Genomic DNA, 23,641 nt, shown 5'->3' with positions numbered 1-23,641 from the left:
CACCCGCGGCGGGGCCTTCGTGCTCCTCGGCGCACCCCCGCCCCGAACCCGGCTCCTGCGCACCCGGCCCCTGCGGACTGCGGCCCGCCGGCCGCCGCCGGCCGTCCGGCACACTCGATGCCATGGACATCGTGATCAGGGCGGCGCTGCCCGCCGAGTACGAGCAGCTGGGTGAGATCACCGCGCAGGCCTACCTGGGCGACGGACTCCTGGGCTCCGGTGAGGCGTTCTACGCGGGCGTGCTGCGCGATGTCGCCGGGCGGGCCGCCGACGGGGAGGTGCTCGTGGCCGCCGAGGAGAGGGCCTTGCTCGGCGGGGTGACCTTCGCCCCGCCCGGCAGCCCGCTGGCCGACATCGCCGGACCCGGCGAGGCCGAATTCCGGATGCTGGCCGTCTCCCGCGAGGCCCGCGGACGCGGCGCGGGCGAGGCGCTGGTGCGCGCGTGCGTGGCCCGCGCGCGGGAGCTGGCGGGCGTCACGCACTTGGTGCTGTCCACCCAGCGCGGCATGACGGGGGCCCAGCGGATCTATGAGCGGCTCGGTTTCATCCGGACGCCGGAGCGGGACTGGGCGCCGGTTCCCGGGCTCACCTTGCTTACGTACCGTCTGGAGCTGTAGCCACACCGACACAACATGTGGGGGGTCACGCATCTGCGGCCCCCCACATGTATGCTCATGCCTGCTGTCGCCGCAGGGGAATCCGGTGCGAATCCGGAACTGTCCCGCAACGGTATGAACTGTCCGCTTACCGGACATGAAGTCCGAGGACCTGCCGACGGTGCGCCCGGGTCGACCGAACCGGGTGCCGATACGTCCGGGCCTCGCGGTTGGGCCGGTGGACGCCGTGCGGTCTCCGCGTGCCTGCCACGCCCGCACGCGCCTCCCCGTGCCCGCCCGCCGTCGATCCGGGCCGAGCGAGGGAGAGCTCCCGCCGTGACCATCGCGCCTTCCGCACCGCGCGCCGAGTCCGTTTCTGGCGACAACACCGAGGGCCCGGGGGCCACGCTGCTGCGTACCCTCACCGAACTGACGGCGGACCTCCCCGACACCGACCCCGGCCGGGTCGCGGCCGCCGCGCTGCGCGGCCGCAGCACCGCCGCCGACGATGCCGAGCTGCGCGGCCTGGCCACCGAGGCCGCCGCCGGGCTGATCTCCGAGGACCCGGCGTACTCCCGGCTCGCCGCGCGCCTGCTGACGCTGGCCGTACGCGACGAGGCCGCGGGCCAGGGCTCGACCTCCTTCTCGGCATCCGTCGAGGTCGGCCACCGCGAGGGCCTCATCGCCGACCGCACGGCCGAGTTCGTACGGATCCACGCGAGCCGCCTGGACGCGCTGGTGGAGCACACGCTCGCCGAGGGCGCGGACGACCGCTTCGGCTTCTTCGGCCTGCGCACCCTGCACAGCCGCTACCTGCTGCGCCACCCGATCACCCGCCAGGTGATCGAGACCCCGCAGTACTTCATGCTGCGCGTGGCCTGCGGCCTGGCCGAGAACGAGTCCGTCCAGGCGCTCGAGGAAGTGGCCTCGCTCTACCGGCTGATGAGCCGCCTCGACTACCTGCCGTCCTCCCCCACGCTCTTCAACTCCGGCACCCGTCACCCGCAGATGTCCTCCTGCTACCTGCTGGACTCCCCGCTGGACGAGCTGGACTCGATCTACGACCGCTACCACCAGGTCGCCCGCCTCTCCAAGCACGCCGGCGGCATCGGTCTCTCGTACTCCCGCATCCGCGCCCGCGGTTCGCTGATCCGCGGCACCAACGGCCACTCCAACGGCATCGTGCCGTTCCTGAAGACCCTCGACGCCTCCGTCGCCGCCGTGAACCAGGGCGGCCGCCGCAAGGGCGCCGCCGCCGTCTACCTGGAAACCTGGCACGCGGACATCGAGGAGTTCCTGGAGCTCCGCGACAACACCGGTGAGGACCAGCGCCGTACGCACAACCTGAACCTGGCCCACTGGGTGCCGGACGAGTTCATGCGCCGCGTGAACGCCGACGCCGACTGGTCGCTGTTCTCCCCGGCCGACGTGCCCGAGCTGGTAGACCTGTGGGGCGACGCGTTCGACGCCGCCTACCGCAAGGCCGAGGCGGACGGCCTGGCCCGCAAGACCATGCCCGCGCGCGACCTGTACGGCCGGATGATGCGCACCCTCGCGCAGACCGGCCAGGGCTGGATGACGTTCAAGGACGCCTCCAACCGCACGGCGAACCAGACCGCCGAGCCGGGCACCGTCGTGCACTCCTCGAACCTGTGCACCGAGATCATCGAGGTCACCAACGACGGCGAGACGGCCGTCTGCAACCTCGGCTCGGTCAACCTGGGCGCCTTCGTCATCGACACGGCGGACGGCCCGGAGATCGACTGGGAGCGGATGGACGAGACCGTCCGCACGGCCGTGACCTTCCTCGACCGCGTGGTGGACATCAACTTCTACCCGACCGAGCAGGCCGGCCGCTCCAACGCCCGCTGGCGCCCGGTGGGCCTGGGCGCGATGGGCCTCCAGGACGTCTTCTTCAAGCTGAAGCTGCCCTTCGACTCCCCCGAGGCGAAGGCCCTGTCCACCAAGCTGTCCGAGCGGATCATGCTCGCCGCGTACGAGGCCTCCTGCGACCTCGCCGAGCGCAGCGGCCCGCTCCCGGCCTGGGAGCAGACCCGTACCGCCCGCGGTGTCCTGCACCCGGACCACTACGACGTAGAGCTGAACTGGCCCGAGCGCTGGGACGCGCTGCGCGCCCGCGTCGCCGAGACCGGCATGCGCAACTCGCTGCTGCTGGCCATCGCCCCGACGGCGACGATCGCCTCGATCGCGGGCGTGTACGAGTGCATCGAGCCGCAGGTCTCCAACCTCTTCAAGCGCGAGACGCTGAGCGGTGAGTTCCTCCAGGTCAACGCGTACCTGGTGGAGGAGCTGAAGCAGCTCGGCGTATGGGACGCGCAGACCCGCGAGGCGCTGCGCGAGGCCTCCGGCTCGGTGCAGGGCTTCGGCTGGATCCCGGCCGAGGTGCGCGAGCTGTACCGCACGGCGTGGGAGATCCCGCAGCGCGGACTGATCGACATGGCGGCGGCCCGTACGCCGTTCCTCGACCAGTCGCAGTCGCTGAACCTGTTCCTGGAGACGCCCACCATCGGCAAGCTCAGCTCGATGTACGCGTACGCCTGGAAGCAGGGTCTGAAGACCACGTACTACCTGCGCTCGCGCCCGGCGACGAAGATCGCCCGTGCGGCGTCCGCGTCCGCCGTCCCGGCCGCCGCCACCCCGCTTCCGCAGGCCGTCGACGCCGACGCGCTGGCCTGCTCCCTTGAGAACCCCGAGTCCTGCGAGGCCTGCCAGTAATGAGCTCCATCGACAACAAGAACCTCCTGGACCCGGGCTTCGAGCTCACGCTCCGCCCGATGCGCTACCCGGACTTCTACGAGCGCTACCGGGACGCGATCAAGAACACGTGGACGGTGGAGGAGGTCGACCTCCACTCGGACGTCGCCGACCTCGCGAAGCTGACGCCGGCCGAGCAGCACATGATCGGCCGTCTGGTCGCGTTCTTCGCGACGGGCGACTCGATCGTCTCGAACAACCTGGTGCTGACGCTCTACAAGCACATCAACTCCCCGGAAGCGCGCCTGTACCTGTCGCGCCAGCTGTTCGAGGAGGCCGTGCACGTCCAGTTCTACCTGACGCTGCTCGACACCTACCTGCCCGACCCGGACGACCGCGCGGCCGCCTTCGACGCGGTCGAGGAGATCCCCTCCATCCGCGAGAAGGCGCAGTTCTGCTTCAAGTGGATGGACTCGGTCGAGAAGATCGACCGGCTGGAGACGAAGGCCGACCGCCGCCGCTTCCTGCTGAACCTGATCTGCTTCGCCGCGTGCATCGAGGGCCTGTTCTTCTACGGCGCCTTCGCGTACGTGTACTGGTTCCGCTCGCGCGGCCTGCTGCACGGCCTGGCCACGGGCACCAACTGGGTGTTCCGCGACGAGACCATGCACATGAACTTCGCCTTCGAGGTCGTGGACACGGTCCGCAAGGAGGAGCCGGAGCTCTTCGACGACGCTCTCCAGCAGCAGGTCACCGACATGCTGCGGGAGGCCGTGGAGGCGGAGCTGCAGTTCGGCCGCGACCTGTGCGGCGAGGGCCTGCCGGGCATGAACACCGAGTCGATGCGCGAGTACCTGGAGTGCGTCGCGGACCAGCGCCTGGTCCGCCTCGGCTTCGCGCCGGTGTACGGCTCGCAGAACCCGTTCTCCTTCATGGAGCTGCAGGGCGTGCAGGAGCTGACCAACTTCTTCGAGCGCCGTCCGTCGGCGTATCAGGTCGCCGTCGAGGGCACCGTGGACCTGGACGAGGACTTCTGAGCCTTCCGGGCCCTGCCCGTCTCGCGGGCCTCTGATCGGCCGGCTGCTGCTTTGCGCAGCTGCCGGTCGATTCTGCGTTCCCGGGCCGCTGCGTACAGGGCGGGGGCGAGGAGGAGCGCGGCGACGGCGAGGACGGCGAGGTAGTTCACGAACGTGTTCATGACTCCACTCTCGCGAGGCCGGGGAAACCGGGACAGTGGCAGGACTGTCATGAAGGGGCGAATTACTGCCACACTGGTCTCATGCCTTTGAACAACGTGGCCGTGGCGGTCGTCAACGGGGTCGCCCCCTTCGAGCTGGGCATCTTCTGTGAGGCCTTCGGGATCGACCGCAGCGCGATGGGCCTGCCGACGTACGACTTCGCCGTGTGCGCCGCCGAGGACGACCGGGTGGTCAGCGGCGACGGCCTGTTCGACCTCACGCTCCGCCACGGGCTGGAGCGGCTGGAGGAGGCCGACCTGATCTGCCTCCCCGCCGACCGGACGGCGCCCACCCGCGACTACCCCGAGCCCCTGCTGGCCCTCCTGAACCGGGCCGTGGACCGGGGCGCGCGGGTGCTGAGCGTGTGCAGCGGCGCCTTCGTGCTGGGCGCGGCCGGGCTGCTCGAGGGCCGGCGCTGCACCACGCACTGGATGCACGCGCCCGCCCTGCGGCGCCGCTTCCCGAACGCCCTGGTCGACCCCAACGTGCTGTACGTGGACGAGGGCCCGGTGATCACCGCGGCCGGCACCGCCTCGGGGATCGACGCCTGCCTGCACGTCGTACGGCAGGAACAGGGCTCCGAGGTGGCCAACACCATCGCGCGGCGGATGGTCGTACCGCCCCACCGCGACGGCGGGCAGGCCCAGTTCATCCAGCGGCCGCTCCCGCGCACGGCGTGCGACACGGTGGGCGAGGTGATCGGGTGGATGGCCCGGCACCTGGACGACGAGATCACCGTCGAGCAGCTCGCCGAGCGCGCGCACATGTCACCGCGCACCTTCGCCCGCCGCTTCCTCCAGGAGACCGGCACCACCCCCTACCAGTGGGTGCTGCGCCAGCGGGTGCTGCTCGCCCAGGAGCTGCTGGAGACCACCGACGAGACCGTCGACGCGATCGCGGGCCGCTGCGGCTTCGGGACCGCGGCCGCCCTGCGCCACCACTTCCTGCGGACGCTCGGCACCACCCCGAACGCCTTCCGGCGCGCGTTCCGGGGCCCGCGGGCCGTGGCCTGAGCGGTGGCCTGACCTTGGCCGAGAACCGGCAGCCTTTGGCCCAAAGCAGCCCCTTGCGTAGTCGGACGGTGGCGTACCGTGATGACGCCCGGCCCGTCGCCCCCGCACCGCGCCCGGCCGCGCACCGCTCGCTCATCACAGCCCAGCTCAGCTCAGGAGGGCCCGTATGTCCCGTACCGCCCGCACCCCCGCCGCTGCCGCCCCCGCCGACAGCGGCTGGGGCTTCGCGCAGAAGTAGGCAGGCAGAAACAGGCAGAAGCAGCCGGAAGCAGCAGTCCGACGCGGCAGGGCCCCGCTCCCCTCACGGGAAGCGGGGCCCTGCCGCGTGTGCGCAGAGAATCAGTCGTTGGGGACCGTCTCGTAGCGGGGGGTGCCCTCCGCCATCTGCCGCAGGGCGTCCTTGCGGTCGCGCTTCGAGAGCCGGTCGATGTACAGGTACCCGTACAGGTGGTCGGTCTCGTGCTGGAGGCAGCGCGCGAAGTAGCCGGTGCCGCGCACCTTGATCGGGTTGCCCTGCGCGTCCTGGCCCTCGACCTCGGCGTAGTCCGGGCGGGCCAGCGAGGCGTACGCCGTCGGGACGGACAGGCAGCCCTCGTTCGAGTCGTCCAGCACGCGGGCGCCGGCCGGCAGCTCGACGAGCTTCGGGTTGACCACGACGCCGGTGTGCCGCGCGCCGTCGTCGTCCGGGCAGTCGTAGACGAAGACCTTGGCGTCCACGCCGATCTGGTTCGCGGCCAGGCCCACGCCCTCGGCCGCCCGCTGGCTGGCGAACATGTCGTCGATCAGCTGCGCCAGCTCGTCGCCGAACTCGGTGACGTCCTTGCACTCCCGGTGCAGGACCGGGTTGCCGACCACCGTGATGGGGCGGGCGGTACCGCGCTCGCGGTGGGCGAGCTCGCGCTCCGCACAGTTCTCGGTGTCCACGACGTACCCGTCGTTCACCTCGCCCGCGACCTCGACAACCTCGTTCTCCTGCTGCGCCATGTCCGCCGTACGCCTTCCGTAAGTCACCGATGTGCCCGTACAGCCTACGGCCCCCGGCTCAGCAGACTTCCTCGAGATCCCGCCACTCCCGGGTGTCCGGGCTGTCGGCGACCCAGCCGTCGAGCAGCCCGCGCACCAGCCCGGCCGGAGCCGCGATGCCGCACTCCCGCTCGGGCACCCACAGCGCACCGGACCCGGCCGTACGGTGCCCGAGCGGCCCCGGGTGCCCGGGCTCGCTGTGGTCGTGCGGATCCAGGTGCTCCCCGTCGCCCTCGTCGCTCGGCATCTCGCTCTCCGAGCAGGTCCGGCACAGCAGCCGTACCGACGAGGACCAGTCCTCGGCGGCGAACCCCGCGTCCGAGGCGAGCTGCTCCAGCGCGTTGCGGTCCGCCTCGCCGGCCGCTTCCAGCAGCACCACCCAGGTCGGCACGGGCGACGGCGCCCACAGCTCGATCTCGTCGAAGACGGGGTACGAGGGCCCGGCCGCGGTGACCCGCTCGCCGTGCGGGACCCCGTCGTGGAGCACCACCTCGCCCCAGCGCCGCCCCGAGGAGGGCAGCGGGATCGAGAGGACCTCCATCCGGGCCGGGTCCAGCCGGCGGCCCCAGACGACCTCGGCCTCGCCCTCGGGCGACAGCCGCACGGCGGCGCTGCCGAGCTCCATGCCCACCGGTTCGCCGCTGTTCTTCCCGCCCGCGCCGTGCCCGTCCCCGGGCACCTTCAGCCCGTACGCCTGCCAGGCCCGGCGGGCCAGCGGCCAGTCCTGGAGGGCGGTCGCGGCGATGCCGACGTTCCACCAGTCCGGGGCGCCCGTCTCGCGGTCCAGCAGGGCCACGGCCCGCAGTCCGGCGGCCCGCGCCTGTTCCCAGTCGTGCCGGAACTTGTGCAGCAGGGCCAGATTGAACCAGGACTCGGACAGCCAGGGCTCCAGGTCCGCCGCCCTGGTCAGGAGCGCACCCGCGTCCTCGTACCGCCCGTCCCCGATCAGCGTGAACGCGCGGTCGGTGGCCTGCCGCCACGAGGCGGAGGGCCGATGCCGTACCTTCCCGAAGATCCTCACGATTCCCGCCTGCCGGTCCGACGGTGCAGCCTTGCGGACACTCTCACTCGCACTCTTACTGGCATCCAACCATGCCCACTCGGACGGCCGCTCATTACCCATGGGTTACCCAGGTGGGACGGGAACAACTCTGTCACGTCCGCCCCTGGCCAGAACCCTCGCCAGACACTCCACGACCTCCGGCTGGTAGTCGTGCCCGGTGCCCAGGCGGAGCTCTTCCAGGGCCGCCAGTGAGCCGCTCGGGTGACGGTCCCCGCCCACCAGGTCGTCGTACGCGTTGACCGCGCGCACGATGCGCGCGGCGACGGGCTGCTCCCGGTACGGCTCGGCCTGCCGCTCCACGACCACGGCCACCTCGGGGGGCACCCCGGTCTGGCGGGCCACCTCCCCGCCGAGCCCGGCGATCCGGCGGGCCTCGGCGGCGGGCAGGACCGCGGTGGCGCCGTCCGGGACGGGGTCGACGAGGGAGAGCTGCCCGATGTCGTGCATCAGCGCCGCGTACTCCAGGACCGTGAGCTCCCGCTCCGACAGCCCCAGCTCCCGGCCGACGGCGCAGCTCAGCTCGGCGACCCGGCGGGCGTGGCCGGGCGGGGTGTAGCCGGCGATCTCCGTGGCCCGGGCCAGGGAGGTGATGGTCTGGCGGTAGGTGGTGCGGATCGCGGTGATCCGGTGGAAGGACATCTGGGTCAGCAGCAGGGGCACGCTGAAGACGGGCAGGGCCCACAGCCCGGCCCCCGCGACGCCGAGGGCCATCACCACACCGGTGGCACAGATCGCCGAGCCGATGCCGAGCTGGGCGCGCAGCTCGTCGCGCAGCAGGGGCCCGTACGGCCAGCCGGTGCGGGCCCCGGCGAGCAGGGCGGCGAGCACGGCGTCGCACAGGGCGGTCAGGCCGAGCAGGCAGAGCAGGAACAGGACGAGGTACGGGCCCTGGCCGACCCGTTCCTCCAGCCGGCCCGAGTTGTAGAGCGGCTGGAAACAGACGGCGGCGAAGGCCACGGTGAGGACCCGGCGGGCCACGTGGTCCACGGCGGACCCGTGGCCCCGGGCGACGTGCGGGACGATCCCGACGAGGGCGGCCGCGACGACCACGACGACGACCTGGAGGACCCCGTGGTGGGTGGTCTGCCCGGCGTTCTGCCCGAGGAGGGCGTAGGCGAGGGCTCCCGCGGAGCCCAGGGGCGCGGGGCGGCGGTCGCTGGGGCCCGGCCGGCCGCCCTGGTCACGGCGGGCCAGCTCGCCGACGGTGATCAGGACGCCGAAGGCCAGGGTGACGCCGGGCTCGGCGAGGCCGCTCCACAGGGTGTGGCCGAGGGCGACGGCGGTGAGCGCGCCGGCCGCGCCCCGCACGATCCACCCGGCCGTCCCCGTGCCCGTCACGCCCCGCCCTCCGCCCGGCGGCGGGCCGACGCGTCGGCGGCCTCGGCCCCGGACCGGGCGCCGGCCGCGGGCACGGTCCCGGCGGCCCCGGCCTTCCCGGCCGGGCGGCCGCCCTGGGCCGGCAGGCCCGCGAGGTCGGGCAGCCCCGGCCCGGCCCCGTCGGGAGCGGAGGTGCTGATGACCTGGAGGTCCGCGTCGGAGGTGACCACCGGGTGCCAGCCGTGCCGGCCGATGGCCCCGGTCAGGGCGTCCACCATGGCCGGGTCGAACTGCGCCCCCGCGCACCGCTCCAGCTCCGCCAGGGCGACCGGCACCGGCCGGGCCCGGCTGTACGAGCGGGTCGAGGTCATCGCGTCGAAGGCGTCGGCCACCGCCACCACGCGGGCCAGCACCGGGATCTGGTCGCCGGTCAGCCCGTACGGGTATCCGGAGCCGTCGACCCGCTCGTGGTGGTGCAGGATCGCGGCCCGGGCCTCCCCGAGGAAGCCGATGCCGCGCACCATCTCGTGCCCGTACTCGGGGTGCAGTTCGATGATCCTGCGCTCCTCCGGGGTGAGCGGCCCGTCCTTGCGCAGCAGCCGGGTCGGGACGCCGAGCTTGCCCACGTCGTGCAGGATCCCGGCGATGCGGACGGTTTCCAGGCGGTCCTCGGACATGCCGAGCTCGCGCGCGATCATCGCGGAGGCCTGGCCGACGCGTTCGCTGTGGCCGCGCGTGTAGCGGTCCTTGATGTCGACGGCCTGGACGAGGGCGCGGATGGTGGCCTGGTGGGCGGCGCGTTCGCGGTGGTACTGGGCGAAGACCCAGCAGGAGATGTACATCGGCAGCAGGACCAGGAGCGCGGCCGGGAGGCCGTACGGGCTGCGCCACATGACGGCCATCATCAGCCCGGCGAGGCCGTGCACGCAGTGCGGGGCGAGGGAGATGGTGAGCAGTCCCTGCCAGGCGGTGGCGGCCGGGCGGCGCTCCGCGGCGGCGAGGATGCCCCCGTCGAGAGCGGTGAGCACCAGGCAGAAGACGACGGCCGCGGCCGCCGCGGGCAGCAGCACGTACGGGAAGTCGGCGACCCAGACGGACGGGCCGGCGGCGGCCGCGCCCGTGCCCGGCAGCCCGGACTCGGCCGAGGAGCCCAGGGCCGCCGGGCCGCGCAGCAGCCGGAACGTTTGCCCTGCGGTCCACGCGGCCAGCGCCTGCTGGGCCCCGTGCCAGACCCTGCGCACCCGGGCGGGCCGCTGGACCACGGTCCCCGCGAGACCGCCGGGCAGCGCCACCAGGGCGGCGGCGGGGGGCGGCAGCAGCAGGACGGCGGCGAGCACCACCGGGAAGAAGGAGCCGATGCCCTCGGGCACCCGGCTGCCCAGCAGCGGGCAGATCCTCACGAGCTCGCAGCCGAGGTAGAGCACCGCGAGCAGGGCGACGGCGGCCCAGGGGGTCGCGGGATCGGCGACGGCGGGCGCGGTGCACGCCAGGGCCGCGAGGACGGCGCACAGGATGTACGCGCGCGCCACCGGCGGAAGTACCCGCATGGCGCTCTCCTCCCCCGTGCCGAGCCGGCAATCCAGGTACCGAATCAAACCAGCACCGAATGGGGAGAATAAGTGGGGCCCCTCGAGAACCGGGCCAGAATTCCGCATTGCGCCATACGGACGCCCCCGGATTAGCACCTTCGGGTGAACGAAGTGCTCTTCCGGGGGCGGTTGTTCACACGGTCAGCCGGTGGCGGGGTTGTCCGCGGCGATGTCGGCGGTGACGTCGTGTTCGGGCACGGCCTGTCCCGACCGGATCAGTTCGATCCGTCCCATCACCTTGGACCGCAGGTCGGTCGGCACGTCGTCCGACCCGCAGCAGCGCTTCACCAGCTTCTTCACGGCCTGTTCCAGGCCGTACTTCTCCAGACAGGGGCTGCACTCGCCGAAGTGCGTCTCGAACTTCGTGCAGTCGCTGTCGGGCATCTCCCGGTCGAGGAACTCGTAAAGGTGGTCCAGGACCTCAGAACACTCCGTCTCGTGCGGCTCTCCGCAAATCATGAGCCCGAGCCTTTCCGGTCGTTCGACTCTCCCGCGCCCGCGGGGACCAGCCCGCGCTCACGGGCATAGTCCTCCAGCATTCCGCGGAGTTGACGGCGGCCACGGTGCAGTCGCGACATGACCGTACCGATGGGTGTACCCATGATGTCGGCGATCTCCTTGTACGCAAAGCCCTCTACGTCGGCAAGGTAGACCGCGATGCGGAACTCCTCCGGAATGGCCTGGAGCGCTTCCTTCACATCCGAATCGGGCAGGTGGTCGAGCGCCTGCGACTCGGCGGAGCGCAGCCCGGTCGACATGTGCGATTCGGCGCGCGCGAGCTGCCAGTCCTCGATCTCCTCCGCGGCGCTGCGCTGGGGTTCGCGCTGCTTCTTGCGGTAGGAGTTGATGAAGGTGTTGGTCAGAATGCGGTACAGCCACGCCTTGAGGTTGGTGCCCTCGCGGAACTGGTGGAACGACGCGTATGCCTTCGCGTACGTCTCCTGGACCAGGTCCTCGGCGTCGGCCGGATTGCGCGTCATGCGCAGTGCGGCCGAGTACATCTGGTCGAGGTAGCCGAGGGCGTCCCGCTCGAAGCGCGCGTTGCGCTCCGGGGTCGTCTCCTCCGCGTGGCCTTCGTCGGTCCCAGCGACAGGACCCACCTCCTCCGACTGCGTGGCGGCTTCGAGAGCGGAGCCGCTCGAATCGGAGAATAGTCGACCATCCCGGCCCCCCGCCGCCCGAAGCGTGCTGCGCTTGGGGCCGGGGAGAACCGTCCAGTCCAGGTCAGCGGCCTGCCGACGGTTCTGACTGATGACCTGGGTCATGCGCTCCCTCTCCTCCGACAAGTTCCCGTACGTACCGACATCCGCCACAACAGACGCTGCGGGCCCCGCATTCCCCGGGCCGGGCGCGGCTTTCGGCCCCGTCGCAGGGCGGATGCGGGAGGGTGAGCGGGATCACTCCCCGGTCCGCCGGATCCGGATCAGACCTCGAGCGCGGTGAGCCATTCGGCCACCGACGCGGTGATCAGGGCGAGGGCCGCCTCCTGGGTGACGTCCGCCTTCTTGGGCACGGCGAAGCCGTGGTCCCCGTGCGGAACCTCCACCAGCGTGTACGTGCCGCCCTGCGGGAACTCCTCCGGCCGCCCGAAGGGGTCGCGGCCGCCCTGGACCACCAGCGCGGGCCGTCCGGCGCCCAGCAGCTCCTCGGCCCGGGACTTCTCGGGCCGGCCGGGCGGGTGCAGCGGGAACGCCAGCGCCAGCGCCCCGGCCGCGCCGAGCTCCGCCGCGGTGCGGCAGGCCACCCGGGCCCCGGCGCTGCGGCCGCCGGCGACCACGGGCGGTCCGGGTTTCGCGAGGGCCGGCCACAGCCCGCGCCATCCCTCGTCGAGCACCTTGGGCGCTGCGGCGACCTTCTTCCCGGCGACCCGCCAGGGCTGTTCGACCAGCGCCACGGTGATCCGGTGCGCCGGCAGGGCGGCGGCCAGCGCCTGGAGGTCCCGGGCCTCGATCCCGCCGCCGGCCCCGTGGCTCACGGCGAGCACGAGCCTGGCTCCGCGGGCGGTGTGCCAGGTGATGCGGGCCTCGCCCGCCGGGGTGTCGACGCTCTGGGTACGGGTGCTCATGCGCCCCATCCTGCCCGGGTCAGAAGAGGGTGCCCTCCTCCGGCGCGGCCAGTTCCGCCAGCAGCTCCGGCGCGTTGTTGCGCACGTTGCTGACGGCGGTGGACACCGGGTAGGCCCGCATCAGGCCGCCCGGCGGCGGGGCCAGGAGCTCGCGCAGCGAGCCCTCGGTGTCGGTGTCCGCGGGGTCCAGCCAGGCGTCCCAGCGGTCGGGGGGCAGCATGAGCGGCATCCGGGGGTGGATGTCGGACAGCGAGCGCGGCCCCTCGGCGGGTGCCTGCCCCAGCGGCCCGGTCTCGGCCTCGGCGGTGATCACCGAGCAGGTGACCCACCAGGCGAGGGGGTGCTCGTCGGGCAGGGTCCGGTCGCGCCAGAACTCGTATATGCCGGCCATGGCGAAGACGGAGCCGTCGGCGGGGAGCACGAAGTAGGGCTGCTTGCGGGCCCGCTTCTTCTTCCCCTCCACCTCCAGCTGCCGTTCGTCGTGGGCGGTGACCCACTCGTAGTAGCCGTCGGCGGGGACGATGCAGCGGCGCTGCGCGAAGGGGCGGCGGAAGGAGGGCTTCTCGGCGAGGGTCTCCGAGCGGGCGTTGATCATCCGGGCGGCGCCGTCGGGGTTCTGGGCCCAGGAGGGCACGAGACCCCATTTCAGCGTGCGCAGCTGGCGAACCGGACGGGGGTCGGACGCGTCTTTCAGGGGACGGTCGAGGACGACGTGGACCTGCTTCGTGGGTGCCACGTTGAAGTCGGGGGCCAGGGTCTCCTCCGGCTCCCATTTCTCGATGCCGAAGGCCTCCACCAGGTCCTCGGGCCTACGACTCGCTGCAAACCGTCCGCACATGCCTGCCACACTGCCATGGCACCAGCACCCCACCGCAAGGAGTCCGCCACTTCATGGACAGCAGCAGCACGGCCGGCCTGTGGGACCGGCTCACGGGCATACAGACCGCGCCCGACCTGTGGCTGGTGATCGCGACCGGCCTGGTCGCCCTGGCCGCCGTGGGCCCGCGCCCGCTGTGGCGGCTGTCGCGCAACGCGGTCACCATCGCGCACGAGGGCGGCCACGGCCTGCTGGCGCTGCTGACCGGGCGGCGGCTGGACGGGATACGGCTGCACTCCGACACCAGCGGGGTCACCGTCAGCCGGGGCAAGCCGACCGGGCTGGGCATGATCCTGACCGCCGCCGCCGGGTACACCGCGCCCTCTCTGCTGGGGCTCGGCGGGGCGGCCCTGCTGTCCGCGCACCGGATCACGCTGCTGCTGTGGGTGGCCACCGCCCTGCTGGTGGCGATGCTGGTGATGATCCGCAACGCCTACGGGGCGCTGACGGTCGTGGTGACCGGCGGGACCTTCCTGCTGGTGTCCTGGCTGGCCCCCGCCGAGGTGCAGGCCGTGTTCGCGTACGCGGTGGTGTGGTTCCTCCTGCTCGGCGGCGTCCGGCCGGTCTTCGAGCTCGGCGCCAAGCGCCGGCACGGCGGAGCGCCCGATTCGGACGCCGACCAGCTCGGGCGGCTCACCCACGTACACCCGGTGGTGTGGCTGCTCCTGTTCCACGTCGTCGCGCTGTGCTCCCTGGTGGGCGGCGGCCGCTGGCTTCTCGACCTCTGAGACGGCCCAGCGATCAAGATCCGGGGCCGGGCGGAGCCACTAAAGTGGGGGCCATGACCGAGACCCCCGCGCTCCCCGCCCTCTGGCCCGCCCCGACCGCCGACGCAGCCGTCCGCGCCACCGTCACCGTGCCGGGTTCCAAGTCGGTCACCAACCGCGCCCTCGTGCTCGCCGCGCTCGCCGCCGAGCCGGGCTGGGTGCGCTGGCCGCTGCGCTCGCGCGACTCCCAGCTGATGGCGGACGCCCTGCGCGCGATGGGCGTGGGCATCGAGGAGACCGTCTCCTCCAGTTCCGCCGGGTCCGCCAACGGTGCGGTGGGCGGCGAGGCGTGGCGGGTCATCCCGGCAGCCCTGCACGGTCCGGCCACCGTGGACGTCGGCAACGCGGGCACGGTCATGCGCTTCCTGCCGCCCGTCGCGACCCTCGCCGACGGCGACATCCGCTTCGACGGCGACCCGCGCTCCTACGAGCGTCCGCTGGGCCAGGTCATCGACGCCCTGCGCACCCTCGGCGCCCGCATCGACGACGACGGCCGGGGCGCGCTGCCGCTGACCGTGCAGGGCGGCGGGGCCCTGGAGGGCGGCGTCGTGGAGATCGACGCCACCAACTCCTCTCAGTTCGTCTCCGCGCTGCTGCTCTCCGCCCCGCGTTTCAACCAGGGCGTCGAGGTGCGGCACGTGGGCACCAACCTGCCGTCGATGCCGCACATCCGGATGACGGTGGAGATGCTGCGCGCGGCGGGCGCCCAGGTCGACACCCCCGAGGCGGGCGGCGAGAAGAACGTGTGGCGGGTGGCCCCCGGCGCGGTGCTCGGCCGCGACCTGGTGGTCGAGCCCGACCTGTCCAACGCCCAGCCCTTCCTGGCCGCGGCGCTGATCACCGGCGGCACGGTCACCGTTCCGGACTGGCCGCGCCGCACCACGCAGCCCGGTGACGCGCTGCGCCGGATCTTCACGGAGATGGGCGGCTCCTGCGAGCTGACCGACGCGGGCCTGGTCTTCACCGGCACCGGCAAGATCCACGGCATCGACGTGGACCTGGGCGAGGTCGGCGAGCTCACCCCCGGGATCGCGGCGGTGGCGGCGCTGGCCGACTCGGAGTCGGTCCTGCGCGGGGTGCAGCACCTTCGCCTGCACGAGACGGACCGGCTGGCCGCGCTGACCAAGGAGATCAACGCGCTCGGCGGCGACGTCACCGAGACGGCGGACGGCCTGCGCATCCGGCCGCGCCCGCTGCACGGCGGCACCTTCCACACGTACGACGACCACCGGATGGCCACCGCGGGCGCGGTGATCGGCCTGGCGGTGGAGGGCGTGATGATCGAGAACGTGGCGACGACCGCGAAGACCCTGCCGGACTTCCCGAAGATGTGGGCGGACATGCTCTCAGGGGATTCCGCGTCGGGAGCGGGAGCGTAGGGCCGCGTCATGCGCAGGTACGGCAAGCACACCGATGAGGACGACATCCGCCAGCGGCCCAACCCCAAGGGCAACCGGCCGCGGACGAACATCCGGCCCAAGCACGAGGACGCCTCGGAGGGCTTCGTCCTGACCGTCGACCGCGGCCGGCTCACCTGCCTGGTCGGGGACCGCACGGTGCACGCGATGAAGTCCCGGGAGCTGGGCCGCAAGGCGGCGGTGGTCGGGGACCGGGTCTGGATCGTCGGTGACCTGTCCGGCAAGAAGGACACCCTCGCCCGGATCGTGCGGATCGAGGAGCGCAAGTCCGTCCTGCGGCGCACCGCCGACGACGACGACCCGTTCGAGCGGGTGGTCGTCGCCAATGCCGACCAGCTGGCGATCGTGACGGCCCTGGCCGACCCGGAGCCGCGGCCCAGGATGATCGACCGCTGCCTGGTGGCGGCGTACGACGCCGGTCTGGAACCGCTGCTGGTGCTCACCAAGTCCGACCTGACCTCCGCCGACAAGATCCTGGAGATCTACTCGACGCTCGGCGTGAACTACGTGGTGACCAACCGCGAGGAACTCGCGACGGGGGACGCGGCCGACCGGGTCCGCGAGCGGCTCCACGGCCGGATCACGGCGTTCGTCGGCCATTCGGGCGTCGGCAAGACCACCCTGGTCAACTCGCTGGTCGCCGAGGACCGCAAGCGCGCCACCGGGCACGTCAACGCGGTCACCGGACGCGGCCGGCACACCACCACCTCGGCGCTCGCGCTGCCGCTGCCGGGCGGCGACGGCTGGGTCATCGACACCCCGGGCGTGCGCTCCTTCGGCCTGCACCACGTGGATCCGTCCCGGGTGATCCTGGCCTTCCCGGACCTGGTGCGGGGCACCGAGGAGTGCCCGCGCGCGTGCAGCCACGACGAACCGGACTGCGCGCTCGACAAGTGGGTGGAGGACGGTCACGCGGACCCGGCGCGGCTGTATTCGCTGCGGCGGCTGCTGGAGACGCGGGAGCGCCGCGAGGGAGACTGACGCGTCGTCGGGTTTGCCGAAGATCGTGTCTGGATAAATGCATAATCGCACCAAGTGGCGAGAACTCACGTGACGCGGGGAGGCATTCGACATGGCGTGGCTGCTCGTCGTGGTTGCGGGAATCCTGGAAACCGGCTTCGCCGTCTGCCTGAAGCTGTCCCACGGCTTCACCCGGCTGTGGCCGACCGTCGCCTTCGCCTGCTTCGCCCTCGGCAGCTTCGGCCTGCTCACCCTGGCCCTGAAGAAGCTGGACGTGGGTCCGGCGTACGCGGTGTGGACCGGGATCGGCGCCGCCGGGACGGCGATCTACGGCATGGTCTTCCTGGGCGACCTGGTCTCCACCCTCAAGCTCGTCTCGATCTCACTGGTGATCCTCGGGGTCATCGGGCTCCAGCTGTCCGGTTCTGCGCACTGAGCAGCCGCAGCAGCTCCCCCGCCCCCGGCTCCTCCCCCGGGGCCACCACGTAGGACAGCGCGAGCCGCACGGCGAGCTCGCACCTCTGCACGTCCTGGGCGGGCACGAGCGCGGCGGCCGCCCGGTCCCGGACGGCCCGGGCCAGCTCGCCGGGCCCGGGCGTGCGGCCCGCGGCGGGCAGACCGGGCTCCCAGAACCCGGTGAGCAGGGCCCGTACGAGGGGATGGGCGCGGGCCGCCCGTACGGTCCACTCCGCGACCGCGGCGAGCCGCTGGGAGGTCGGGGCGGGGGTGGACAGGGCCCGCTCGACCCCGTCGAGGTACCACTCGCCCTCGCGCCGGATCAGGGCGCGGCCCAGGCCCCCCTTGCCACCGAACTCGTTGTACAGGGTCTGCCGGGACACCCCGGCCGCTGCCGCCACGTCGACCATCCGCACGGCCGGCCAGGGGCGTGCCGAGAGCGCCGCTCCCGCCGCCTCCAGCAAGGTCTCCCGGGCTGCCGGCATCGTCGCCTCCCACTGGGCCGTTCCCGCTGGGCTCCCCGGCCAGAGTTGACGGGTCGACAGATCCTGTCAAGGGCGCGTCCCTGCCGCGCCACCGGCCGCGATACTGTTCGGCCATGTCCGAGTATGACGATGACCTGCGCCTTGCCCTCGAACTCGCCGACGCGGCGGACGCCGCGACGATGGAGCGTTTCCGTGCCCTCGACCTCCAGGTCGAGACGAAGCCGGACATGACCCCGGTGAGCGAGGCGGACCGGGCGGCCGAGGAGATCATCCGGGCCGGCATCGAGGCCGCGCGCCCCGGGGACGCGATCCTCGGCGAGGAGTACGGACTCAAGGGCGACGGCCCGCGGCGCTGGGTCGTGGACCCGATCGACGGTACGAAGAACTACGTGCGCGGGGTCCCGGTCTGGGCGACCCTGATCTCCCTGATGGCCGAGGGCGAGGACGGTGTCTTCCGGCCCGTGGTGGGCGTGGTGTCGGCGCCCGCGCTGGGCCGGCGCTGGTGGGCGGTGCGCGGCGGCGGCGCCTTCGCGGGCGGCGCGCTCGGCGAGACCGCGCCGGTCGGCGTCTCGAAGGTGGGCTCGCTGGGCGACGCCTCGTTCGCGTACTCCTCGCTGAGCGGCTGGGAGGAGCAGGGGCGCCTGGCCGGCTTCCTGGACCTGACCCGCGCCTGCTGGCGCACCCGCGGCTACGGGGACTTCTGGCCGTACATGATGGTTGCGGAGGGCTCGCTGGACCTGTGCGCCGAGCCGGAGCTGAACCTGTGGGACATGGCGGCCATCGCGGTCGTGGTCCAGGAGGCGGGCGGCCGGTTCACCAGCCTGGACGGGGTGGACGGGGTGCACGGCGGGAACGCGGCGGCCTCGAACGGGCTGCTCCACGAGGAGATGCTGGAGCTGCTGCGCCCGCGCGGCTGAGCGCGCCCCGGGCGCGCCTCGCATGTCCTGTCGCGCGCCTCGCCGCATGTCCCTTTGCGTGCCCCCTTGTTGACGGTGCGTGTCCGTGGGAATCTGAGAATCCTCCGCTTGTGCGCTTGTGAATCCTTTCTCTAGGATCCTGCGGGCGCACCACACCCAAGCGGAGGGACTCACCCAGGAGGTGGCTCTCTTCATGCTCGTCCGTGACGCAATGAGCACCGTGATCCTCACCCTCGGACCCGCGCACACCCTGCGCCAGGCGGCCTGCCTGATGTCGGGGCGGCGCGTCGGCGCAGCCGTCGTACTCGATCCCGACCACAGCGGAATCGGCATCCTGACCGAGCGCGACATCCTCAACTCGATCGGCGCGGGCCACGATCCCGACCGCGAGACCGTGGGGGCGCACACCACCAACAACGTGGTGTTCTGCACCCCGGAAGCCACGCTGCAGGAAGCCGCCGAGGCCATGGCCCACGGCGGATTCCGGCATCTGATCGTCCTGGAGCACGGCGGCCCGGTGGGCATCGTCTCCGTGCGCGACGTCATCCGCTGCTGGGTGCCGGCGCGGCGCACCGTCGCGGCATGACGCGGCGACGGGCCGGAACCCGTGGGTTCCGGCCCGTCGCCCTGCTACGGCAAGCGGTCCGCGTCAGCCGCGGAGGGCCTGGACCGCGGCGTCGAGCCGCTTGCCGAAGTCGCCGTCCGCCCGGCGGAAGTTGCCGATCGCGCGCTCGACGATGTCGTCACGGGAGACCTTGGCGATGAAGCCCGCCAGGTTCTCGATCAGACGGGACTTCTCGTCCTCCGAGTACAGGCGGTAGAGGTTCCCCGCCTGGACGAAGTCGTCGTCCTCGCTGTGCACGGCCGCCGGGTGGCCGCCCGTGCCGCCGGTCACCGCGACCGGCTGCCACAGCGGGCGGTCCGTCTGGTGCGGGCCGCCGAAGCTGTTCGGCTCGTAGTTCTTCGCACCCTTGTGGCGGCCGTCGTACAGGTGACCGTCGCGGGAGTTGGTGCGCGCCTCGGTGGCGTGCGGGCGGTTCACCGGCAGGTGATCGGCGTTGATGCCGACGCGGTAGCGGTGCGCGTCGCCGTAGCCGAAGAGGCGGCCCTGGAGCATCTTGTCCGGGGAGGGACCGATGCCGGGGACGAAGTGGGCGGGGCTGAAGATGCTCTGCTCGACCTCGGCGAAGACGTTCTCCGGATTGCGGTTGAGCTCCAGCCTGCCGATCTCGACCGGCGGGTAGTCCTCGTGCGGCCACACCTTGGTGAGGTCGAACGGGTTGAAGCGGTACGTCGCCGCGTCGGCCGCCGGCATGATCTGGACCTGCACGGTCCAGGTCGGGAAGTCGCCGCGCTCGATGGCCTCGCGCAGGTCGCGCTGGTGCGAGTCCGGGTCCTCGCCGGCGAGCCGGTTGGCCTCGGCCTGGGTGAGGTTCTCGATGCCCTGGTCGGTCTTGAAGTGGTACTTGACCCAGAAGACCTCGCCGGCCTCGTTGTTCCACTGGAACGTGTGCGAGCCGTAGCCGTTCATGTGGCGGTAGGACGCCGGGATGCCGCGGTCGCCGAACAGCCAGGTCACCTGGTGCGTGGACTCGGGCGACAGCCCCCAGAAGTCCCAGACGTTGTCCGCCTCCTGCGAGCCCGTGTACGGGTCGCGCTTCTGGGTGTGGATGAAGTCCGGGAACTTGATCGCGTCCTTGATGAAGAACACCGGGGTGTTGTTGCCGACGAGGTCGTAGTTGCCCTCTTCGGTGTAGAACTTCAGCGCCCAGCCGCGGGGGTCGCGCACGGCGTCGGCACTGCCGAGGTTGCCCGCGACGGTGGAGAAGCGCAGGAAGGTCTCGGTCTCCTTGCCGACCTCGGAGAGGAACGCCGCGCGGGTCCACTGCGAGACGTCGCGGGTCAGCGTGAAGGTGCCGTACGCGCCGGCGCCGCGGGCGTGCACCACCCGCTCCGGGATGCGCTCGCGGTTGAAGTGCGCGAGCTTCTCGAGCAGCAGCTGGTCCTGGACGAGCACGGGGCCGCCGACGCCTGCGGTCTCGCTGTTCTGGTTGTCGGCGACCGGAGCCCCGGCCTCCGTGGTGAGCGGTCCCTGCGTCACGTGCGCCTCCTGCGTCATTCCTGCGTGTCCTGTCCTCGATGCTTGCCGTACTCGATCCTACAATGGACAATGTCTAAGTCAAGTAAGCATCCAAGTCCGCACTGGTTCGGGAGTTACACCGAATCCCCTCACTGTTAGGCTGGCGTCCATGAGTGACCTGCTGGAACGACTTCGCGGACGCGGATGGCGCATGACCGCACAGCGGCGCGTCGTGGCCGAGGTGCTCGACGGTGACCACGTTCACCTGACGGCCGACGAGGTGCACGCGCGCGCCGTGGCGAAACTGCCGGAGATCTCCCGGGCGACGGTCTACAACACGCTCGGCGAGCTCGTGAGCCTCGGCGAGGTGCTGGAGGTCGCCACGGACCGCCGCGCCAAGCGGTACGACCCGAACGCCCACCGACCCCACCAGCACCTGGTGTGCGCCCAGTGCGGCGCGATCCGCGACGTCCACCCGGCGGGCAACCCGCTGGCCGACCTGCCCGACACCGAGCGCTTCGGATTCGTGGTGTCGGCGGTCGAGGTGACGTACCGCGGGGTGTGCCCGAACTGCGCCGCGGCCTGACCCCGGACACCAGGAGGGCCCGGATCCCCAGGGGATCCGGGCCCTCCTTGCTGCTCACCGCTTCACGTGTGAAAACGACTCAGGGCCCGGATCCATTGGATCCGGGCCCTGAGCCTTCAGTAGCGGGGACAGGATTTGAACCTGCGACCTCTGGGTTATGAGCCCAGCGAGCTACCGAGCTGCTCCACCCCGCGTCGGTAAACACGACTTTACGTGAGGCAACACGACAGATGCAAATCGGTTAACCGACCCTGCCGGGGCGCCGTCCCGGCGGCCCCCGGCGGACCCGGCCCGGGATCAGGCCGAGAGCTCCTCGGCCAGGGCGTCGCGGAGCCGCGCCGCACGCTCCGAGACCTCCGCCGGGCCCAGCTCCATGGCGCGGACGCACCACTTCTGCCCCTCGGCCAGGTCCCCGTGACGCGCCGCGAGCAGGCCCAGCCGCAGGGCGGCGCGGCCGTGCCCCGCCACCGCGGCCCGGGTCCACCACAGGGCGGCCTCCGGCTCGCTCCCCTCGCGGGCCAGCAGCAGCCCGAGGTTGAAGGCGCCGTTGCGGGACCCGGCCTCGGCCGCCTCCCGGTACCAGCGCGCGGCGGCCGCCAGGTCGCCCCGGGCCGCGGCGAGCATGCCGACGCGCACCTGGGCCCGGCGGTGCCCCAGCTCGGCGGCCCGCTCGTACCACTCCTCGCTCTCGGTCCGCGGCGCACCGCCCACCGGCTCGCCCAGCGCCACCGGCTCCGGCGGCGGGGCCAGCGACTCCAGCAGCGCGGCCAGCCGGAAGGCCGCCTCCGCGCTGCCGCCGCCCGCCGCGCACCGCAGGTGCCGCTCGGCGGCCCGCTCCTCGCCGTCGCGCACGAGCGCGATGCCGACCTGGAGCGCGGCGTCGGTGTGGCCCGCCGACGCCGCCCGCTCGTACCACTTCAGCGCCGTGCGGTCCTCGTCGCGGCTGGCGAACAGGATGCCGAGGTTGAAGGCGGCGTCCACGCTGCCCGCCTCGGCCGCCTTCGAGAACCACGGCTCCGCGCCCGCCGCGTCCCCGCCCTGGAGCAGCAGGATGGCGAGCGCGTTGGCCGCCTCCCGGTGGCCGGCGTAGGCCGCCCGCCGGTACCACTGCTCGGCCTGCGCGGTCCGGTCCTGTGCGACGCACAGCAAAGCAAGGTTGTACGCCCCGTTCTGGTCGCCCGCGTCCATGGCGCTGCGGTACCAGCGCTCCGCGGTCTGGGTCTCGCCGCGGGCGGCGTGCAGCGCGCCGAGTGCGTTGGCGGCGTTGCCGTCGCCGTCCTGGGCGGCGCGGTGCCACCACGCGGCGGCGCTGTCCTCGTCCCCGGCGTCGCGCAGCAGGAAGCCCAGGGCGCAGGCCGCCCGGGCCTCGCCCTGCTTGGCGGAGGTCAGGTACCAGCGCCCGGCCTCCTTGAGCTCGCCGCGCGCCTCCAGCAGCGCGCCCAGGTGCAGCGCGGCGCGGCGGTGCCCGCGCGCGGCGGCCTGCCGGTACCACTGCTCGGCCTCGGCGGGGTCGCCCTTGCGCAGGTGCCGGGCCAGCCGGTACGCGGCTTCGCGGTGCCCCTGCTCCGCCGCGGCGCGGAACCAGCGCTCCACGCCCTTGTCGCCGCGGTGCTCCAGGAGGTCGGCCAGGCCGTACGCCCCCAGCGCATGGCCGGATTCCGCCGCCTGGCGCAGCCAGTACTCGGCGGCCGGCTCGTCCCCGCGCTCACGGAAGTGGCGGCCCAGGGCGTGCGCGGCCGGAGCGGATCCGGCCACGGCGGCCACCCGCCACCAGCCGGCCGCCTCCTCCGGGTAGCCCCGCTGGTGCAGCAGTACGCCCAGGTTGTTCGCGGCGGCGCGGTCCCCTTCCCCCGTGGCACCGCGCAGGTACGGCTCGGCGCCGTCGAGGTCGCCGCGGCGCAGCAGCAGCGCACCGAGCACGCTCATGGCACCGGGGTCGCCCTTGTCGGCGGCCACCCGGTGGCGGGCCTCCAGCTCGGCGTCGCTCGCCGTGTCGGTCTCGGCGAACATCTCCTCCGCGCTGTGCTTGTCCAAGAAGTCCGCATCGTTCAGCGCGGTCTGCGCGTTGACAACGGGAGCCGGGTCACCGGCTCCCGTACCCGGCTCGGCATCCGCCCTCGCAAACCGCCCTGTCTCCAGCAGAGTTGACCTGTCCCCCATAAATCCCATCGTCGCATCACCTGCTACCCGCGTACACCTGGTATGTCGCAGCCAGTGAGGTCACTACAGCGTTTTGTCGACATGCCCATAGAGAGCCAAGTCAAACACGCTCCCGCCCCAACTCACCCGTCTCAGCTACCGCGTGTCCGCCCCGGACATGACGAAGGCCCGGATCCCAAGGGATCCGGGCCTTCGTTTTCAGTAGCGGGGACAGGATTTGAACCTGCGACCTCTGGGTTATGAGCCCAGCGAGCTACCGAGCTGCTCCACCCCGCGTCGGTGAAACCACAGTATCACGACGCGGGACGGAGCCATG

Annotated in this window: 23 protein-coding genes, 2 tRNA genes and 1 riboswitch; of the genes, 11 read left to right on the top strand and 14 right to left on the bottom strand. The window is 72.4% G+C overall.

Features of this window, described 5'->3' with window-relative positions; genetic code table 11:
- Positions 1–122 precede the first annotated feature (122 nt).
- The 3 genes from ACTVZO_RS27440 (at position 123) to ACTVZO_RS27430 (ending at position 4,348) form a co-directional block, all read left to right on the top strand.
- Positions 123–617 carry a GNAT family N-acetyltransferase gene (locus ACTVZO_RS27440; RefSeq protein ID WP_443300892.1) on the top strand — a complete coding sequence of 165 codons (495 nt, stop codon included), beginning with the start codon at positions 123–125 and terminating at the stop codon, positions 615–617.
- 51 nt (positions 618–668) lie between these two features.
- Positions 669–790: riboswitch (cobalamin riboswitch) on the top strand.
- Between the two features lie 142 nt (positions 791–932).
- Complete coding sequence (locus ACTVZO_RS27435; RefSeq protein ID WP_443300891.1) at positions 933–3,332, top strand: ribonucleoside-diphosphate reductase subunit alpha; 2,400 nt, start codon at positions 933–935, stop codon at positions 3,330–3,332.
- The gene (locus ACTVZO_RS27430) at positions 3,332–4,348 is read left to right on the top strand and encodes a ribonucleotide-diphosphate reductase subunit beta (protein ID WP_443300890.1); all 1,017 of its coding nucleotides are present in this window, start codon (positions 3,332–3,334) and stop codon (positions 4,346–4,348) included. The genes ACTVZO_RS27435 and ACTVZO_RS27430 overlap by 1 nt, the downstream gene beginning before the upstream one ends.
- On the opposite strand, the gene ACTVZO_RS27425 is transcribed toward ACTVZO_RS27430, so the two are convergent.
- Entirely contained in the window at positions 4,303–4,509 is a 207-nt protein-coding gene (locus ACTVZO_RS27425) for a hypothetical protein (RefSeq protein WP_443300889.1), read from the bottom strand. The two genes, ACTVZO_RS27430 and ACTVZO_RS27425, sit on opposite strands and share 46 nt — an antisense overlap.
- 81 nt (positions 4,510–4,590) lie before the next feature.
- On the opposite strand from ACTVZO_RS27425, the gene ACTVZO_RS27420 reads away from it, so the two are divergent.
- Positions 4,591–5,562, top strand: coding sequence for a helix-turn-helix domain-containing protein (locus tag ACTVZO_RS27420; RefSeq protein ID WP_443300888.1), 972 nt, complete (start codon positions 4,591–4,593; stop codon positions 5,560–5,562).
- A gap of 339 nt (positions 5,563–5,901) precedes the next feature.
- Here the strand turns inward: ACTVZO_RS27420 and def are convergent, their stop codons facing one another.
- The 8 genes from def to ACTVZO_RS27380 form a co-directional block, all read right to left on the bottom strand.
- Entirely contained in the window at positions 5,902–6,546 is a 645-nt protein-coding gene (gene def, locus ACTVZO_RS27415) for a peptide deformylase (protein WP_443300887.1), read from the bottom strand.
- 58 nt (positions 6,547–6,604) lie between these two features.
- On the bottom strand, positions 6,605–7,606 hold the full coding sequence (locus tag ACTVZO_RS27410; protein WP_069921873.1) for a tetratricopeptide repeat protein: 1,002 nt from the start codon (positions 7,604–7,606) through the stop codon (positions 6,605–6,607).
- 105 nt (positions 7,607–7,711) lie between these two features.
- Positions 7,712–8,986, bottom strand: coding sequence for an HD-GYP domain-containing protein (locus tag ACTVZO_RS27405; protein ID WP_443300886.1), 1,275 nt, complete (start codon positions 8,984–8,986; stop codon positions 7,712–7,714).
- On the bottom strand, positions 8,983–10,512 hold the full coding sequence (locus ACTVZO_RS27400) for an HD-GYP domain-containing protein (protein ID WP_443300885.1): 1,530 nt from the start codon (positions 10,510–10,512) through the stop codon (positions 8,983–8,985). The genes ACTVZO_RS27405 and ACTVZO_RS27400 overlap by 4 nt, the downstream gene beginning before the upstream one ends.
- Before the next feature lie 183 nt (positions 10,513–10,695).
- Positions 10,696–11,013 (bottom strand): mycothiol system anti-sigma-R factor, encoded by a 318-nt coding sequence (gene rsrA / locus ACTVZO_RS27395; protein ID WP_443300884.1) that lies wholly within the window; start codon positions 11,011–11,013, stop codon positions 10,696–10,698.
- Positions 11,010–11,654 (bottom strand): sigma-70 family RNA polymerase sigma factor, encoded by a 645-nt coding sequence (locus ACTVZO_RS27390; RefSeq protein ID WP_030709911.1) that lies wholly within the window; start codon positions 11,652–11,654, stop codon positions 11,010–11,012. The genes rsrA and ACTVZO_RS27390 overlap by 4 nt, the downstream gene beginning before the upstream one ends.
- A 323-nt stretch (positions 11,655–11,977) precedes the next feature.
- Positions 11,978–12,619 (bottom strand): alpha/beta hydrolase family protein, encoded by a 642-nt coding sequence (locus ACTVZO_RS27385; protein WP_443300883.1) that lies wholly within the window; start codon positions 12,617–12,619, stop codon positions 11,978–11,980.
- A gap of 19 nt (positions 12,620–12,638) precedes the next feature.
- Positions 12,639–13,457 (bottom strand): SOS response-associated peptidase, encoded by an 819-nt coding sequence (locus tag ACTVZO_RS27380; protein WP_443300882.1) that lies wholly within the window; start codon positions 13,455–13,457, stop codon positions 12,639–12,641.
- A 53-nt stretch (positions 13,458–13,510) separates the two neighbouring features.
- On the opposite strand from ACTVZO_RS27380, the gene ACTVZO_RS27375 reads away from it, so the two are divergent.
- From ACTVZO_RS27375 to ACTVZO_RS27360, 4 genes are all read left to right on the top strand, one after another.
- Complete coding sequence (locus ACTVZO_RS27375; RefSeq protein WP_443300881.1) at positions 13,511–14,224, top strand: M50 family metallopeptidase; 714 nt, start codon at positions 13,511–13,513, stop codon at positions 14,222–14,224.
- A 53-nt stretch (positions 14,225–14,277) separates the two neighbouring features.
- Complete coding sequence (aroA, locus tag ACTVZO_RS27370) at positions 14,278–15,642, top strand: 3-phosphoshikimate 1-carboxyvinyltransferase (RefSeq protein WP_443300880.1); 1,365 nt, start codon at positions 14,278–14,280, stop codon at positions 15,640–15,642.
- A gap of 9 nt (positions 15,643–15,651) precedes the next feature.
- Positions 15,652–16,662, top strand: a complete 1,011-nt coding sequence (rsgA, locus tag ACTVZO_RS27365) for a ribosome small subunit-dependent GTPase A (RefSeq protein WP_443300879.1) — start codon at positions 15,652–15,654, stop codon at positions 16,660–16,662.
- Positions 16,663–16,753: 91 nt separating this feature from the next.
- Positions 16,754–17,077, top strand: a complete 324-nt coding sequence (locus ACTVZO_RS27360) for a DMT family transporter (protein WP_069921864.1) — start codon at positions 16,754–16,756, stop codon at positions 17,075–17,077.
- Here ACTVZO_RS27360 and ACTVZO_RS27355 read toward each other — a convergent pair.
- Positions 17,043–17,582: a TetR/AcrR family transcriptional regulator gene (locus ACTVZO_RS27355; protein ID WP_443300878.1), complete on the bottom strand. Its 540-nt coding sequence runs from the start codon at positions 17,580–17,582 to the stop codon at positions 17,043–17,045. The genes ACTVZO_RS27360 and ACTVZO_RS27355 overlap by 35 nt on opposite strands.
- 113 nt (positions 17,583–17,695) lie before the next feature.
- On the opposite strand from ACTVZO_RS27355, the gene hisN reads away from it, so the two are divergent.
- Positions 17,696–18,499, top strand: coding sequence for a histidinol-phosphatase (hisN, locus tag ACTVZO_RS27350; RefSeq protein ID WP_443300877.1), 804 nt, complete (start codon positions 17,696–17,698; stop codon positions 18,497–18,499).
- A 193-nt stretch (positions 18,500–18,692) separates the two neighbouring features.
- Positions 18,693–19,085 carry a CBS domain-containing protein gene (locus tag ACTVZO_RS27345; RefSeq protein ID WP_362295981.1) on the top strand — a complete coding sequence of 131 codons (393 nt, stop codon included), beginning with the start codon at positions 18,693–18,695 and terminating at the stop codon, positions 19,083–19,085.
- 63 nt (positions 19,086–19,148) lie between these two features.
- On the opposite strand, the gene ACTVZO_RS27340 is transcribed toward ACTVZO_RS27345, so the two are convergent.
- On the bottom strand, positions 19,149–20,618 hold the full coding sequence (locus ACTVZO_RS27340; protein ID WP_443300876.1) for a catalase: 1,470 nt from the start codon (positions 20,616–20,618) through the stop codon (positions 19,149–19,151).
- A gap of 130 nt (positions 20,619–20,748) precedes the next feature.
- Here ACTVZO_RS27340 and ACTVZO_RS27335 point away from each other — a divergent pair, with 130 nt between their 5' ends.
- Positions 20,749–21,165: a Fur family transcriptional regulator gene (locus ACTVZO_RS27335; RefSeq protein ID WP_384226078.1), complete on the top strand. Its 417-nt coding sequence runs from the start codon at positions 20,749–20,751 to the stop codon at positions 21,163–21,165.
- A 120-nt stretch (positions 21,166–21,285) separates the two neighbouring features.
- Here the strand turns inward: ACTVZO_RS27335 and ACTVZO_RS27330 are convergent.
- From ACTVZO_RS27330 to ACTVZO_RS27320, 3 genes are all read right to left on the bottom strand, one after another.
- Positions 21,286–21,359: transfer RNA gene (locus tag ACTVZO_RS27330), tRNA-Met, on the bottom strand.
- 103 nt (positions 21,360–21,462) lie between these two features.
- Positions 21,463–23,325: a sel1 repeat family protein gene (locus ACTVZO_RS27325; RefSeq protein WP_443300875.1), complete on the bottom strand. Its 1,863-nt coding sequence runs from the start codon at positions 23,323–23,325 to the stop codon at positions 21,463–21,465.
- A gap of 202 nt (positions 23,326–23,527) precedes the next feature.
- Positions 23,528–23,601: transfer RNA gene (locus tag ACTVZO_RS27320), tRNA-Met, on the bottom strand.
- Positions 23,602–23,641 lie beyond the last annotated feature (40 nt).

The organism is Streptomyces sp. IBSNAI002 (assembly GCF_052244475.1).
GTDB lineage: Bacteria > Actinomycetota > Actinomycetes > Streptomycetales > Streptomycetaceae > Streptomyces.
Note: the sequence above shows the minus strand (reverse complement) of the source record. Positions and strands in the feature narration are given on the sequence as shown.

Excerpts from the sequence above, each read along its gene's own strand:
- ACTVZO_RS27440 (WP_443300892.1), top strand. The coding sequence starts at position 123 with ATGGACATCGTGATCAGGGCGGCGCTGCCCGCCGAGTACGAGCAGCTG.
- ACTVZO_RS27430 (WP_443300890.1), top strand. The coding sequence starts at position 3,332 with ATGAGCTCCATCGACAACAAGAACCTCCTGGACCCGGGCTTCGAGCTC.
- ACTVZO_RS27425 (WP_443300889.1), bottom strand. The coding sequence starts at position 4,509 with ATGAACACGTTCGTGAACTACCTCGCCGTCCTCGCCGTCGCCGCGCTC.
- ACTVZO_RS27420 (WP_443300888.1), top strand. The coding sequence starts at position 4,591 with ATGCCTTTGAACAACGTGGCCGTGGCGGTCGTCAACGGGGTCGCCCCC.
- def (WP_443300887.1), bottom strand. The coding sequence starts at position 6,546 with ATGGCGCAGCAGGAGAACGAGGTTGTCGAGGTCGCGGGCGAGGTGAAC.
- ACTVZO_RS27400 (WP_443300885.1), bottom strand. The coding sequence starts at position 10,512 with ATGCGGGTACTTCCGCCGGTGGCGCGCGCGTACATCCTGTGCGCCGTC.
- rsrA (WP_443300884.1), bottom strand. The coding sequence starts at position 11,013 with ATGATTTGCGGAGAGCCGCACGAGACGGAGTGTTCTGAGGTCCTGGAC.
- ACTVZO_RS27385 (WP_443300883.1), bottom strand. The coding sequence starts at position 12,619 with ATGAGCACCCGTACCCAGAGCGTCGACACCCCGGCGGGCGAGGCCCGC.
- ACTVZO_RS27380 (WP_443300882.1), bottom strand. The coding sequence starts at position 13,457 with ATGTGCGGACGGTTTGCAGCGAGTCGTAGGCCCGAGGACCTGGTGGAG.
- ACTVZO_RS27375 (WP_443300881.1), top strand. The coding sequence starts at position 13,511 with ATGGACAGCAGCAGCACGGCCGGCCTGTGGGACCGGCTCACGGGCATA.
- aroA (WP_443300880.1), top strand. The coding sequence starts at position 14,278 with ATGACCGAGACCCCCGCGCTCCCCGCCCTCTGGCCCGCCCCGACCGCC.
- rsgA (WP_443300879.1), top strand. The coding sequence starts at position 15,652 with ATGCGCAGGTACGGCAAGCACACCGATGAGGACGACATCCGCCAGCGG.
- ACTVZO_RS27360 (WP_069921864.1), top strand. The coding sequence starts at position 16,754 with ATGGCGTGGCTGCTCGTCGTGGTTGCGGGAATCCTGGAAACCGGCTTC.
- ACTVZO_RS27355 (WP_443300878.1), bottom strand. The coding sequence starts at position 17,582 with ATGCCGGCAGCCCGGGAGACCTTGCTGGAGGCGGCGGGAGCGGCGCTC.
- hisN (WP_443300877.1), top strand. The coding sequence starts at position 17,696 with ATGTCCGAGTATGACGATGACCTGCGCCTTGCCCTCGAACTCGCCGAC.
- ACTVZO_RS27345 (WP_362295981.1), top strand. The coding sequence starts at position 18,693 with ATGCTCGTCCGTGACGCAATGAGCACCGTGATCCTCACCCTCGGACCC.
- ACTVZO_RS27340 (WP_443300876.1), bottom strand. The coding sequence starts at position 20,618 with ATGACGCAGGAGGCGCACGTGACGCAGGGACCGCTCACCACGGAGGCC.
- ACTVZO_RS27335 (WP_384226078.1), top strand. The coding sequence starts at position 20,749 with ATGAGTGACCTGCTGGAACGACTTCGCGGACGCGGATGGCGCATGACC.
- ACTVZO_RS27325 (WP_443300875.1), bottom strand. The coding sequence starts at position 23,325 with ATGGGGGACAGGTCAACTCTGCTGGAGACAGGGCGGTTTGCGAGGGCG.